Below are 13,335 nucleotides of genomic sequence, written 5' to 3'. Positions count from 1 at the left end.
CACAGTCAAACCGTCTTTCAGGATGTTGATTTGAACAACGCGTTGAACATTGCCGGGGTGGCCCCATGAGTGGTTCCCTTGCACGCCTGGAGCGCAAGCTCGGCTACACCTTCAAGAACCAGGACCAGATGCTGCTGGCCCTGACCCATCGCAGCTACGCCGGGCGCAATAACGAGCGCCTGGAGTTCCTTGGCGATGCCATCCTCAACTTCGTGGTCGGCGAGGCGCTGTTCGAGCGCTTCCCGCAGGCGCGTGAAGGCCAGTTGTCGCGTCTTCGCGCCCGTCTGGTCAAGGGCGAGACCCTGGCGCGGCTGGCCCGCGGCTTCGACCTGGGCGAATACCTGCGCCTGGGCTCGGGTGAGTTGAAAAGCGGTGGTTTTCGTCGCGAGTCGATTCTTGCCGACGCCCTCGAGGCCCTGATCGGTGCGATCTACCAGGACGCCGACATGCAGACCGCGCGCGAGCGAATCCTCGCCTGGCTGACCGACGAGTTCGATGGCCTGACCCTGGTCGACACCAACAAGGACCCCAAGACGCGCCTGCAGGAGTTCCTGCAGTCGCGTGCCTGCGAGTTGCCACGTTACGAAGTGGTGGATATCCAGGGCGAACCGCACTGCCGGACCTTCTTCGTCGAATGCGAAGTGGTCCTGCTGAACAAGAAAAGCCGCGGCCAGGGCGTGAGCCGGCGTATCGCCGAGCAGGTCGCCGCCGCCGCCGCATTGATCGCCCTGGGCGTGGAGAATGGCAATGACTGAGAATACTTCGACCCGCTGCGGCTATGTTGCCATTGTCGGTCGCCCCAACGTGGGCAAGTCCACGCTGCTCAACCACATCCTCGGTCAGAAGCTGGCGATCACCTCGCGCAAGCCGCAGACCACCCGTCACAACATGCTCGGGATCAAGACCGAGGGTGACGTGCAGGCGATCTACGTCGACACCCCCGGCATGCACAAGGCCAACGACAAGGCGCTGAACCGCTACATGAACCGCAACGCCTCGGCAGCCCTGAAGGATGTCGACGTGGTGATCTTCGTGGTCGACCGCACCAAGTGGACCGACGAAGACCAGTTGGTGCTGGAGCGCGTGCAGTACGTGACCGGCCCGCTGATCATCGCGGTCAACAAAACCGACCGCATGGAAGAGAAGGCCGAGCTGATCCCGCACCTGCAGTGGCTGCAAGAGCAGCTGCCGAACGCCGAGGTGATGCCGATTTCCGCGCAGCAGGGGCACAACCTCGAAGCGCTGGAAGCACAGATCGCCAAGCACCTGCCCGAGAACGATCACTTCTTCCCGGAAGACCAGATCACCGACCGTAGCAGCCGTTTCCTTGCCGCCGAGCTGGTGCGCGAGAAGATCATGCGTCAGCTCGGTGCCGAGCTGCCGTACCAGATCACCGTGGAGATCGAGGAGTTCAAGCAGCAGGGCCATGTGCTGCACATCCATGCGTTGATCCTGGTTGAACGCGACGGGCAGAAGAAGATCATCATTGGCGACAAGGGCGAGCGCATCAAGCGCATTGGCTCCGAGGCGCGCAAGGACATGGAAGTGCTGTTCGACTCCAAGGTCATGCTCAACCTGTGGGTCAAGGTCAAAGGCGGCTGGTCCGACGACGAGCGCGCCCTGCGCTCGCTGGGCTACGGAGACCTGTAATCCGCCGACCGGACCCGTACCTCTTGTGGGAGCGGTGATGCGGCGGCCCGACTTTCCCCGCGACAGCTATCGCGGGGCAATTCGGGCCGCCGCATCGCCGCTCCCACAGTCATTTATGACGTTGAGAAATCGCTGATGGACCGACCCACCCCCCATCCGGCCTACGTGCTGCACAGCCGCGCCTACAAGGAAACCAGTGCGCTGGTGGACTTTCTTACCCCGCAAGGCAAGGTACGCGCCGTGCTGCGCCGGGCGCGGGGCAAGGGCGGCAGCCTGGTGCGACCGTTCGTGCCGCTGGAGGTGGAGCTGCGCGGGCGCGGCGAGTTGAAGAACGTCGGCCGCCTGGATGCCGTCGGCATTGCCGCCTGGTTGCACGGTGACGCGCTGTTCAGCGGGCTGTACCTCAACGAGCTGCTGATGCGCCTGCTGCCCGCCGAGGCGCCGCACCCGGCACTGTTCGAGCACTACACCCTGACTTTGCAGGCCCTGGCCGCCGGGCGTGCGCTGGAGCCGCTGTTGCGCTCCTTCGAATGGCGCCTGCTGGATGAGCTAGGTTACGCCTTCTCGCTTGAACATGACGTCAACGACAGCCCTGTGGTCGCCGAAGGCCTTTATCGCCTGCAGGTGGACGCCGGCCTCGAGCGGGTCGAACTGTTCCAGCCTGGGTTGTTCAAGGGCGGCGAACTGCTGGCCCTGGCCCAGGCCGACTGGGAGGCGCCCGGTGCCTTGCTCGCCGCCAAGCGCCTGATGCGCCAGGCACTGGCGGTCCACCTCGGGCCCAAGCCATTGGTCAGCCGGGAACTGTTTCGCAAGCGCTGAGCAGCACGTATGCTGTGGCCCTCAACTTTCAGGAGTGCCCCTTCGTGACTCACAGCAACCGCATGCTTCTCGGTGTCAATATCGACCACGTGGCGACCCTGCGCCAGGCCCGGGGCACCCGCTATCCGGATCCGGTCAAGGCCGCCCTGGACGCCGAGGAAGCGGGTGCCGACGGCATCACCGTGCACCTGCGCGAAGACCGCCGGCACATCCAGGAGCGCGATGTGCTGCTGCTCAAGGACGTGCTGCAGACCCGCATGAACTTCGAGATGGGCGTCACCGAAGAGATGATGGCCTTCGCCGAGAAGATCCGCCCGGCGCATATCTGCCTGGTGCCGGAAACCCGTCAGGAACTGACCACCGAAGGCGGCCTCGACGTCGCTGGCCAGGAGGCGCGGATCAAGGCGGCGGTCGAGCGCCTGTCGCGCACCGGTGCCGAGGTGTCGCTGTTCATCGATGCCGACGAGCGGCAGATCGAGGCCTCGCGCCGTGTCGGCGCCCCGGCCATCGAGTTGCACACCGGCCGTTACGCCGATGCCGAGACGCCGTCCGAAGTCGCCGAGGAGCTCAAGCGCATCGTCGATGGCGTAGCGTTTGGTGTTGGCCAGGGCCTGATCGTCAATGCCGGGCATGGCCTGCATTACCACAACGTCGAGGCCGTGGCCGCGATCAAGGGCATCAACGAGCTGAACATCGGCCATGCGCTGGTGGCCCATGCGCTGTTCGTCGGCTTCAAGGCCGCGGTGGCCGAGATGAAAGCGCTGATCGTCGCCGCTTCGCGGTGATTTTCTGATCGTCTGCACCGGCCTCATCGCCGGCAAGCCGGCTCCCACAGGTACTGCGCAGCACTCAAGGCCAGTGCGATCCATGTGGGAGCCGGCTTGCCGGCGATGAGGCCGTTGGCATCAACCACTTACTCCGCTCGAAATACCAGAGTGAAGCGGGTAGGGCCCAAAGGGCTGCTCCTGACCTCGATCCGCCCCCCATGCAATTGCATGATCGACTTGACGATCGCCAACCCCAGCCCGGTGCCACCCTCCAGCCGTGAACGCCCGGCCCCGGCCCGGTAAAAGCGTTCGAACAGGTGCGGCAGGTGGGTCTCCTCTATCCCTCTGCCCTGGTTCTGCACCCACACGGCAATCTCGTTGCCCAGCCGCTCGATGCCTACGGCAACCGGCTCGCCCTCCGGTGCATGGCGAATCGCATTGCTCAGCAGGTTGGATAGCGCCCGCTGGAACATCAACCGGTCCGCCAGGGCCGTGCCCCAGCCTTGCAGGTGCAGGGAGATGCCCTTGAGCTCGGCACTGAAGGCGAACAGTTCACTCACCCGCGCCACTTCGTCGGCCAACGTCAGGGGCGCCAGGGCAACCTGGGTCTGCGGCTGGCTGACCTGGGCGAGGAACAGCATGTCGTTGATGATGCGGTTGAGGCGGGTCAGCTCCTCGACGCTGTCTTCGAGGGCTTCGCGGTACTTGTCGCCGTCACGCTCACGGGCCAGGGTCACCTGGGCCTTGCCCATCAGGTTGCCGATGGGCGTGCGCAGCTCGTGGGCCAGGTCGTCGGAGAACTGCGATAGCTGGCGCACACCTTGGTCGAGCCGGTCGAGCATGATGTTGATGGCGCGCGCGAGGTCGGCCAGCTCGCTGGGCAGGCCCTCATCAGGCAGCCGGTGAGTAAGGTCCTGTGCCGAAACCTGCCCGGCGATCCGGCGGAAGTGCCGCAACGGACGCAGGCCGCGCTGCACCAGCTTCCAGGCGGCGATGCCGATCAGCACCAGCAGCAACGGCAGGGCCAGTAGCGTCGAGTGCAGATAGGCTTGCAGCAGGCTGTTGTCGTCGCTGCGGTTGAGCGACATCAACACCTTGACCGGGGTGTCGTCGCGCAGGCGCATCAAGCGGCTGGCGGTGAGGATCTGATTGTCGCCGTCGTCGCGCCAGGCATGGAAGGTCAGCCGCTCGTCCGCTTCCAGGTTCAGCAAATGCTGGGACTGCATGGCCGGGCCCAGGCTGAGCAGTGCCGGATGACGGCCATTGATGGCGATCACACTGAGGCTGAGGTTGTCGTGGCCCATGACCAGATCGAGCAATGGGTGGGCGCGGGCGCCCAGGTCGTCGCTTCGCAGGTCTACGCGCAGGTTGTGCTCGACTTGCTGCATCTTGCGCGTCAGGTCCTTGCGCGCCCGGCTATCCAGTTCGTGGTCCAGGGCAAATACCGCCAGGCACGCCAGCAGCAGCACCAGCGCCGCGCCCAGCAGGGTGACGCCCAGGCCCAGGCGCAACGACAGGCTGGGGCGCTTCACGTCCGCGCCTCTAGCACATAGCCGACGCCGCGCAGGGTGTGGATCAGCTTGTCGTCGAAGGGGTCGTCGATCTTCGCCCGCAGGCGGCGGATCGATACCTCCACCACGTTGGTGTCGCAGTCGAAGTTCATGTCCCACACCAGCGAGATGATCTGGGTGCGTGACAGCACCTCGCCGCTCTGGCGCATCAACAGGTGCAGCAGGGCGAACTCCTTGGCGGTCAGGTCGATGCGCTGGCCGCCGCGCCAGGCGCGGTGGCGGCCCGGATCGAGTTCGAGGTCGGCGACCTTCAAGGTGCTCGGCTGCAGGCGCTGGTCGTTGCGCCGCAGCAGGCTGCGGATACGCGCCAGCAGCTCGGGGAATTCGAACGGCTTCAGCAGGTAGTCGTCTGCGCCCAGGTCCAGCCCCTTGACGCGATCGGCGAGACGGCCGTGGGCGGTGAGCATCATGATCCGCGTGGAGGATTCGGCGCGCAGGCGCTGCAGCACGCCCCAACCATCGAGCCCGGGCAGGTTGACGTCAAGGATCACCAGATCGTAGGGCTGCTGGCGGGCCAAGTGCAGACCATCGGTGCCGCTGGAGGCGCAGTCGACCACATACCCGTTCTCGCGCAGGCCCTGTTGCAGGTAGTCGGCGGTGCGTGGTTCGTCCTCGATGATCAGTAGGCGCATGGTCGGGCTCTGTGTGGAAAGGGGGCGATTCTCGACCCTGTAGTGACATCAGGGTCAAGCGGCGGGAATGTTACTGGATGCGAATGGCGAAAAGAGGAGGATTGCTGATTTGTAATCTGTGGGTCATATGCGCGACAGGCTTGTCGCAATCGCGGGGCAAGCCCGCTCCCACGCGGTACGGCGGGGATTTCAGGACTGTAATGTCTGCCTCACCTTGGCGTTAGCTCCCGCTTGCGATGATGGCCCTGTCGAAACGGTTATCACGAGGCAAGCACGATGAACCTGACCAAGTACCTGCTGCTGGCGATCCTCGCCCTGGGCAGCACCAGCATTTTCGCCGAGGGTGGCGGGGAGCGTTCGAAGCAATTCTGGCAAGCCTTCCGCGAGGATCAGGCGCGTTTGCACGGCGACAAGCAGCAAGCTGTGGCCGAGCGCGAGCGCAAGGCAGAAGAGAAGGCCCGCGAGCTGGCCAAGGATTGAGCACCACACGCCTGCGCCGCCACAGCTCCTCGGCGCAGGTGAGCCTCGGCGCCCTAGCGGGCGCCTTTTTTTATTTGCGCGCCAGCAATGTGGCGCGGCGTGGTGCCGGCAGGCCTTCGATGGTCCTGCCGTGGTCGTTCGGGTCGAGGAAGTCGCCCAGTGACTGATAGCGCATCCACTCGGTGCTGCGTTGTTCCTCGACGCTGGTGACGCTGACATCGACACAGCGCACATCGCTGAAACCGGCGCGGCGCAGCCAGCGCTCCAGGGCCGGCACCGACGGCAGGAACCATACGTTGCGCATCTGCGCGTAGCGGTCCTCGGGTACCAGCACCTGGTTTTCGTCGCCCTCGATCACCAGGGTTTCCAGCACCAGCTCGCCACCCTTGACCAGGCAATCCTTGAGCGCCAGCAGGTGCTCGATGGGCGAGCGGCGGTGGTAGAACACGCCCATGGAGAACACGGTGTCGAAACCTTCGAGGTTGGCCGGCAGCTCTTCGAGGGCGAACGGCAGGTGCCACGCCGGCAAGTCCGGCAGGTATTGCTGCACGGCCTGGAACTGGCAGAAGAACAACCAGTTGGGGTCGACGCCGATGACCATGTCGGCGCCGGCGCCGAGCATGCGCCACTGGTAGTAGCCGTTGCCGCACCCCACGTCGAGTACGCGCTTGCCCTTGAGGTCCAGGTGCGGGCCGACCCGCGACCATTTCCAGTCCGAGCGCCATTCGGTATCGACATGCACGCCGAACAGGTCGAACGGGCCCTTGCGCCAGGGCGACAGGCCCATCAGCGCCTGGCGCATCTGCGCGCGGGTGGCGTCGTCGCAGTCGCAGTCCAGGCGCAGGCCGTCGACCAGGTCGACTTCGCTCGGGGTCAGCTGCGGCAGTGCGTCGAGGGCGCCGCGCCAGCGATCGAGGTCGCCGTGGCCTTTTTCCAGCTTGCTCTCGAGTTGCGCCTGCAGGCCTTGGGACCAGGTGGCAAGGGGGGTGCCCGCCAGGCGGCGGACAAGGGGGGACAGATCGATCATGGCAGGGCTATCAGCGAGGCGAAGTTGAGGCATTGGAACCAGGGCACGACCTTGGAGAAGCCGGCGGCGCGCAGGCGCGCTTCATGGGTTTCCAGGGTGTCGGGTTTCATCACGTTCTCGATGGCGCTGCGCTTCTGGGCGATTTCCAGTTCGCTGTAGCCATTGGCACGCTTGAAGTCCAGGTGCAGTTCGTTGAGCAGTTCCTGCTCCTGGGCGTCGGTGAAGCGCAGTTTCTCCGAGAGAATCAACGCGCCGCCCGGCAAAAGTGCCTGGCGGATGCGGGCAAGCAGGTCCAGGCGCTGTTCGGGAGCGACGAACTGCAGGGTGAAGTTCATCGCCACCACAGAGGCCGGCTCGAAGGGCAGGGCGAGAATATCGGCCTCCAGCACCTGCACCGGCAGCAACTCCTGGAACATCGAGTCCTGGGCGGTGAGGTACTGGCGGCAGCGCTCGACCATGGCCGCGGAGTTATCCACCGCGATCACCCGGCAGCCGTCCGCGCGCACGTGGCGACGCAGCGCCTGGGTCACCGCGCCCAGCGAGGCGCCGAGGTCGTACAGTGCGGAGCCCGGCTGGGCGAAGCGCGCGGCCAGCACGCCGAGGTTCTCGACGATGGTCGGGTAACCGGGCACCGAACGCTTGATCATGTCCGGGAACACCTGCACCACGTCTTCGTTGAAGACGAAGTCGGGCACCTGCTCCAGGGGTTGGGCGAATAGGCGGTCGGGTTGTTTGCTCACGGTGGGTCCAGGCGGCTGGCAATCTACAGGGGCGGCATTCTAGCCAAACCACGGCAAGCTTGCATGACTGGCTGACCGGCGCCGTTCGCTCAGTTGACCCGAATGGCGCAATCGAAGGTCTGTACCGGACGTACTTCCGGGGCCCAGGGCTGCTGGTAGACCAGGATCAGATGGCCCTCGCCGGCGGCCTTGGCCTGGAAGCGCCAGCTGGACAGGCCACCGCTGCCGACGATGCCAGCTTGCTCCGGAGAACTGTATACCTCGGGGCCAAGGCTGCGCAGGATCTCCGAAGCCGGGTTCTGCAGCAGCCAGCGGTAGCCGGTGGTGGGGTTGCTGGGCAGGGTGAGGGTCAGGGTCTGGCCGACCTGCAGGCGCTTTGGGCATTCGCTTTCGCCGTCCAGTTCGACGGTGCGTTGCGGTTGCTGGGCGCAAGCGGTGAGCAGGGCCAGGGCGGCGGGAACGAGCAGGCGAGGGAGGGTCATGTTGGCTCCTGAAGCTGGAATGGCCTGAGGATAACCGAAGCTGTCGCAAGTTTGTGTGGTCTACGCGCGCCCTATCGCCGGCAAGCCGGCTCCCACAAGTAGGATACATCCTGCACTTTGTGGGAGCCGGCTTGCCGGCGATAGGGCCGCAACGCGGCCCCGTCCTCTTTAGAACAATACTTTCGCCACGTCGGCAAAGCGCTTGGCAAAGTGCACGCTCAGCCCTTCCTTCAGGTAGTCAGGCAATTCTTCGAAATCGCCACGGTTGGCCTCCGGCAGGATCAGCTCGAAGATCTTCTGGCGCCGCGCGGCGATCACTTTCTCGCGCACCCCGCCGATCGGCAGCACCTGGCCGGTCAGGGTCAGCTCGCCGGTCATGGCCACGCCTTTCTTCGGCGCCTGGTCGCGGGCCAGCGACAGCAGGGCGCTGGCCATGGTCACACCGGCGCTGGGGCCGTCCTTGGGCGTGGCGCCCTCGGGCACGTGCAGGTGGATGAACGCCTCGTTGAAGTAGCCGGGGGTGCCACCGAACTGCTTGAGGTTCGAACTGATATAGCTGTAGGCGATCTCTGCCGATTCCTTCATCACGTCACCCAACTGCCCGGTGAGCTTGAGGCCGCGGTTGAGGCTGTGGATATGCGTGGCCTCGATCGGCAGGGTGGCGCCGCCCATGCTGGTCCAGGCAAGACCGGTGATAACACCCTTACCGGCCAGCACCTGCTCGCTGCGGAACACCGGCATGCCCAGGGCGGGCTCGAGGTCCTTGGCGGCGATCTTGAGCTTGGCGTCCGGGTCTTCCAGCAGTTTGACCACCGACTTGCGCACCAGCTTGCCCAGCTGTTTCTCCAGCTGACGCACCCCGGCTTCGCGGGCATAGCCCTCGATCACCGCACGCAGCGCGGCGTCGTTGATGCTCAGGCTGGTCTTGGCCACGCCGGCCTTGTCCAGCTGCTTGGGCCACAGGTGGCGCTTGGCGATGGCCAGCTTTTCTTCGGTGATATAGCCGGACAGGCGGATCACTTCCATGCGATCGAGCAAGGGGCCGGGGATCGAGTCCAGGGTGTTGGCGGTGCAGACGAACAGCACCTTGGACAGGTCCAGGCGCAGGTCCAGGTAGTGGTCGAGGAAGTCGACGTTCTGTTCCGGGTCGAGGGTTTCCAGCAGCGCCGAGGCTGGGTCGCCCTGGTAGCTCTGGCCCATCTTGTCGATCTCGTCGAGCATGATCACCGGGTTCATCACCTCGACCTCCTTCAGCGCCTGCACCAGCTTGCCCGGCTGGGCGCCGATGTAGGTGCGGCGGTGGCCCTTGATCTCGGCCTCGTCGCGCATGCCGCCGACGCTGAACCGGTAGAACGGCCGGCCCAGGGATTCGGCGATGGACTTGCCGATGCTGGTCTTGCCCACCCCGGGCGGGCCCACCAGCAGCACGATGGAGCCGCTGATCTCACCCTTCCAGGCGCCGACGGCGAGGAACTCGAGGATGCGTTCCTTGATGTCGTCGAGCCCGGCGTGGTGGCGGTCGAGTACCTTGCGCGCGTGCTTGAGGTCGAGCTTGTCCTTGCCGTACACACCCCAGGGCAGGGCGGTGGCCCACTCCAGGTAGTTGCGGGTGACGGCATACTCCGGCGAGCCGGTCTCGAGGATCGCCAGCTTGCCCATCTCTTCGTCGACACGTTTTTTCGCCTGCTCGGGCAGGGTCTTGCCCGCCAGGCGCTGCTGGAACTGCTCCACGTCGGCGCTGCGGTCGTCCTTGGTCAGGCCCAGCTCCTGCTGGATGACCTTGAGCTGTTCCTTGAGGAAGAATTCGCGTTGGTGCTCGCCGATCTGGCGGTTTACCTCGGCGGAGATCTCGTTCTGCAGGCGGGCGACCTCGACCTCCTTGCGCAGCATCGGCAGGACCTTTTCCATGCGCTTGAGCATGGGCACGCAATCGAGCACTTCCTGCAGCTGGTTGCCAGTGGCCGAAGTGAGGGCGGCGGCGAAGTCGGTCAGTGGTGACGGATCGTTGGGGCTGAAGCGGTTGAGGTAGTTCTTTAGCTCTTCGCTGTACAGCGGGTTGAGCGGCAGCAGCTCCTTGATCGCGTTGATCAGGGCCATGCCGTAGGCTTTCACCTCGTCGGTGGGCTCCGCCGGCTGGCGTGGGTAGTCGACCTCCACCAGGTAGGGCGGGCGGTGGTGCTTGAGCCAGGTGCGGATGCGCACGCGGGTCAGGCCCTGGGCGACGAACTGCAGCTTGCCGCCTTCGCGGCTGGCGTGGTGCACCTTCACCAGGGTGCCGTATTCGGGCAGGGCCTTGGTGTCGAAGTGGCGGTGGTCTTCCGGCGGGGTGTCCATGAAGAACAGCGCCAGGGAGTGGTGCGGGGTCTTGGCGACCAAGTCGAGGGTTTCGGCCCAAGGTTCTTCATTGACGATCACCGGCAGCACTTGCGCGGGGAAGAACGGGCGGTTGTGGATCGGGATCACGTAGACCTTGTCCGGCAGCTGCTGGCCGGGCAGGGCGAGATGGTGACCGGGTGCGGTCGAGGGATCGAGATGTTCGACTTCGCTGTGTTCGTCGGGGTGTTCCGGGAAATCCTGCTGGTCGCTCATGGGGCACCTGCGTGAATGGCTATGGTGCTTAGATGGGGCGGTGGTTGGCAGGTTTCAATGGTAGACGAAGGGGGGAGAACTGCGGGGGAAACAATAGCGGGGCAAGCCCGCTCCCTCGATGGGAGCGGGCTTGCCCCGCGACAGGCGTGACGCTTACTCAGCCAATTTGTAAGCGATGATGTAGTCGCCCATTTTCGTACCGAGCGAGCCATGGCCGCCGGCGGTTACCAGCACGTACTGCTTGCCATCCTTGCCGGTGTAGCTCATCGGCGTGGCCTGGCCGCCGGCCGGCAGGCGAGCCTTCCACAGCTCCTGGCCGTTCTTCACGTCGTAGGCGCGCAGGTACTGGTCCAGGGTGCCGCTGAGGAAGCCGACGCCGCCGGCAGTGACGATCGAGCCACCCATGCTTGGCACGCCCACCGGCATGCCGATCGGCACCGGGGTGCTGTCACGGGTGGTGCCGTTCTTGTGTTTCCACACCACTTTGTTGGTGAACAGGTCGATGGCTGCCACGTAGCCCCAGGCCGGCGCCTGGCACGGAATGCCCAGTGGCGACATGAACGGGTGCATGGTCACGGCGTACGGCGCACCTGTGTTCGGCTGCACGCCGCTGGTCTCGCTTTCGCGCTTGCTGCCTTCGGCGACCTGCTCGCGTGGGACCATCTTCGACACGAAAGCCATGTAGTTCGGCGAGGTGAAGAGGATCTGGCGCACCGGGTCGACCGAGACGCTGCCCCAGTTGAACACGCCGACGTTGCCTGGGTAGACCAGGCTGCCCTGCTCGGACGGCGGGGTGTACTGGCCTTCGTAGCGCAGGCTGCGGAACTGGATGCGGCAGAGCATCTGGTCGAACGGCGTGGCGCCCCACATGGCCTGTTCGGTCAGGTCAGGGCCGAGCAGGTTGAGGTCGGAACGGGCCTGGGTCGGCGCGGTATGGTCGCCCTTGACCGCGCCTTGGGGTACCGGGATCTCGCGGATCGGCACGATCGGCGTGCCGTCGCGGCGGTCGAGCACGTACAGGCTGCCTTGCTTGGTCGGCACGATGACCGCCGGCTTGACGCCGTCGTCGGTCTTCAGGTGCACCAGGGTGGGCTGGCTGCCGACGTCCATGTCCCACAGGTCGTGGTGGGTGAACTGGTAGTTCCAGCGCGCCTTGCCGGTGGCCAGGTCCAGGGCGACGATGCCGGCGCTGTACTTCTCGGCGCCCGGGGTGCGGTCGGCGCCCCACTGGTCAGGGGTCTGGTTGCCCAGCGGCAGGTAGATCATGCCGAGGTCTTCGTCGACGCTGGCGATCGACCACATGTTGGCCGAGTTGCGGCTGTAGAACTTGCCGTCGGCCAGGGGCTTGGTGTCGTCGGGGTTGTTGCTGTCCCAGTTCCACACCAGGTGGCCGTCGTGCACGTCGTAGGCGCGGATCACGCCGGACGGCTCGTTGGTCGACTCATTGTCGGTGACGTGGCCACCGATGATCACCAGGCTGCGGGTGATCGCGGCCGGGGAAGTGGAGTAGTAACCACCGGCGGTGAACGGGCCGATGCCACGGGTCAGGTCGATCACGCCCTGGTTGGCGAAGCCTTCGCAGACCTTGCCATTGTCGGCGTTGATGGCGATCAGGCGGGCGTCGGCGGTGGGCAGGTAGAGGCGGCGCGGGCAGGCCTGGGCCACGGCCTGGCCTGCGTCGGTGATCTTCGGCGCGGGGCTGCCATCACGGCTGACGTAGTTGTTCTCGTCATAGTACGAGACGCCGCGGCAGGTCATGTGGGCGAAGCCCTTGAAAGTGCCGGTGGGGCTCTTGACCTGCGGATCAAAGCGCCAGATCTCGGCGCCGGTGTCCGGGTCCAGCGCCAGCAGGCGGCTGTGGGCGGTGCAGGCGTAGAGCATGCCGTTGACCTTCAGCGGCGTGTTCTGGTTGGTCAGCTCCACCGGGTCGTTCTCGGTCGGCAGGTCGCCGGTGCGGATACGCCAGGCCTCTTCCAGGCGGTAGGCGTTCTGCGGGGTGATCTGGCGCAGCGGCGAGTAGCGGTCGCCGTGCTCGGTGCGGCCGTAGGCCTGCCATTCACCGTCGGGCATGGCCGGGGCGGCGCTGCCCATCTCGCTGTTGTCGCGGGTGAACTCGCCACGGATTTCGCCCGGGTGAGTGAACTGGCTGGCCACGGCAGTGGCGCCGGAGGCGACCACGGCGACGCTGAGCAGGGCGGTGTTGACCTTGGACGCAGGGCCGACCAGCGGGCGGCGCGCCCACGGCAGCAGCAGGACCACGCCGATGGCGAACCAGATGGCCAGGCGCGGCACCAGCTGCCACCAGTCCAGGCCCACTTCCAGCAGAGCCCAGGCGGTGCTGCCCAGCAGTACCAGGCCATACAGGCCCAGGGCGATGCGCCGCTTGGCCAGCAGCAGGATGCCGGACAGGGCGAAGCCGATACCGGCAATCAGGTAGTAAAGCGAGCCGCCCAGCTGGCTCAGCTTGATGCCGCCGGCCAGCAGGGCCAGGCCCATCAGTAGCAGCAGCACGCCCATCAGGCGCGGTAGCCAGCGGGTTCCATTCTTGGCACCGTCAGTGCTCATCGTCTGTTCTCCG

General features: G+C 65.6%; 12 protein-coding genes. 5 read left to right on the top strand and 7 right to left on the bottom strand.

What is annotated here, in order from left to right:
• Nucleotides 1–65: 65 nt before the first annotated feature.
• The 4 genes from rnc to pdxJ all read left to right on the top strand — a co-directional run bounded on the left by rnc (nucleotide 66) and on the right by pdxJ (nucleotide 3,254).
• Nucleotides 66–755, top strand: coding sequence for a ribonuclease III (gene rnc, locus C3F42_RS10435; RefSeq protein WP_023630413.1), 690 nt, complete (start codon nucleotides 66–68; stop codon nucleotides 753–755).
• On the top strand, nucleotides 748–1,650 hold the full coding sequence (era, locus tag C3F42_RS10430; RefSeq protein ID WP_031315023.1) for a GTPase Era: 903 nt from the start codon (nucleotides 748–750) through the stop codon (nucleotides 1,648–1,650). Before rnc ends, era begins: the two co-directional genes overlap by 8 nt.
• Before the next feature lie 135 nt (nucleotides 1,651–1,785).
• Nucleotides 1,786–2,469 carry a DNA repair protein RecO gene (gene recO, locus C3F42_RS10425; RefSeq protein WP_104444404.1) on the top strand — a complete coding sequence of 228 codons (684 nt, stop codon included), beginning with the start codon at nucleotides 1,786–1,788 and terminating at the stop codon, nucleotides 2,467–2,469.
• Between the two features lie 62 nt (nucleotides 2,470–2,531).
• Nucleotides 2,532–3,254, top strand: coding sequence for a pyridoxine 5'-phosphate synthase (gene pdxJ, locus C3F42_RS10420; RefSeq protein ID WP_201754923.1), 723 nt, complete (start codon nucleotides 2,532–2,534; stop codon nucleotides 3,252–3,254).
• 128 nt (nucleotides 3,255–3,382) lie between these two features.
• Here the strand turns inward: pdxJ and C3F42_RS10410 are convergent, their stop codons facing one another.
• Together C3F42_RS10410 and C3F42_RS10405 are read right to left on the bottom strand one after the other, a co-directional pair.
• Nucleotides 3,383–4,768 (bottom strand): heavy metal sensor histidine kinase, encoded by a 1,386-nt coding sequence (locus C3F42_RS10410; protein WP_094010123.1) that lies wholly within the window; start codon nucleotides 4,766–4,768, stop codon nucleotides 3,383–3,385.
• Entirely contained in the window at nucleotides 4,765–5,439 is a 675-nt protein-coding gene (locus C3F42_RS10405) for a heavy metal response regulator transcription factor (RefSeq protein WP_023631995.1), read from the bottom strand. The genes C3F42_RS10410 and C3F42_RS10405 overlap by 4 nt, the downstream gene beginning before the upstream one ends.
• Nucleotides 5,440–5,715: 276 nt before the next feature.
• On the opposite strand from C3F42_RS10405, the gene C3F42_RS10400 reads away from it, so the two are divergent.
• Nucleotides 5,716–5,919 carry a hypothetical protein gene (locus C3F42_RS10400; protein WP_104444403.1) on the top strand — a complete coding sequence of 68 codons (204 nt, stop codon included), beginning with the start codon at nucleotides 5,716–5,718 and terminating at the stop codon, nucleotides 5,917–5,919.
• A 70-nt stretch (nucleotides 5,920–5,989) separates the two neighbouring features.
• On the opposite strand, the gene cmoB is transcribed toward C3F42_RS10400, so the two are convergent.
• The 5 genes from cmoB to C3F42_RS10375 all read right to left on the bottom strand — a co-directional run bounded on the left by cmoB (nucleotide 5,990) and on the right by C3F42_RS10375 (nucleotide 13,322).
• Nucleotides 5,990–6,946: a tRNA 5-methoxyuridine(34)/uridine 5-oxyacetic acid(34) synthase CmoB gene (gene cmoB / locus C3F42_RS10395; RefSeq protein ID WP_038705566.1), complete on the bottom strand. Its 957-nt coding sequence runs from the start codon at nucleotides 6,944–6,946 to the stop codon at nucleotides 5,990–5,992.
• Nucleotides 6,943–7,686 (bottom strand): carboxy-S-adenosyl-L-methionine synthase CmoA, encoded by a 744-nt coding sequence (cmoA, locus tag C3F42_RS10390; protein WP_094010121.1) that lies wholly within the window; start codon nucleotides 7,684–7,686, stop codon nucleotides 6,943–6,945. The genes cmoB and cmoA overlap by 4 nt, the downstream gene beginning before the upstream one ends.
• 89 nt (nucleotides 7,687–7,775) lie before the next feature.
• Complete coding sequence (locus C3F42_RS10385) at nucleotides 7,776–8,168, bottom strand: protease inhibitor I42 family protein (protein WP_023631860.1); 393 nt, start codon at nucleotides 8,166–8,168, stop codon at nucleotides 7,776–7,778.
• A 168-nt stretch (nucleotides 8,169–8,336) separates the two neighbouring features.
• Nucleotides 8,337–10,757 (bottom strand): endopeptidase La, encoded by a 2,421-nt coding sequence (lon, locus tag C3F42_RS10380; protein WP_104444402.1) that lies wholly within the window; start codon nucleotides 10,755–10,757, stop codon nucleotides 8,337–8,339.
• A gap of 153 nt (nucleotides 10,758–10,910) precedes the next feature.
• Nucleotides 10,911–13,322 (bottom strand): glucose/quinate/shikimate family membrane-bound PQQ-dependent dehydrogenase, encoded by a 2,412-nt coding sequence (locus C3F42_RS10375; protein ID WP_094010120.1) that lies wholly within the window; start codon nucleotides 13,320–13,322, stop codon nucleotides 10,911–10,913.
• Nucleotides 13,323–13,335 lie beyond the last annotated feature (13 nt).

This window comes from Pseudomonas sp. PONIH3 (assembly GCF_002934345.1).
In the GTDB taxonomy this organism is placed as follows: Bacteria; Pseudomonadota; Gammaproteobacteria; order Pseudomonadales; family Pseudomonadaceae; genus Aquipseudomonas; species Aquipseudomonas soli.
This window is presented reverse-complemented; position numbering and strand designations above follow the sequence as displayed.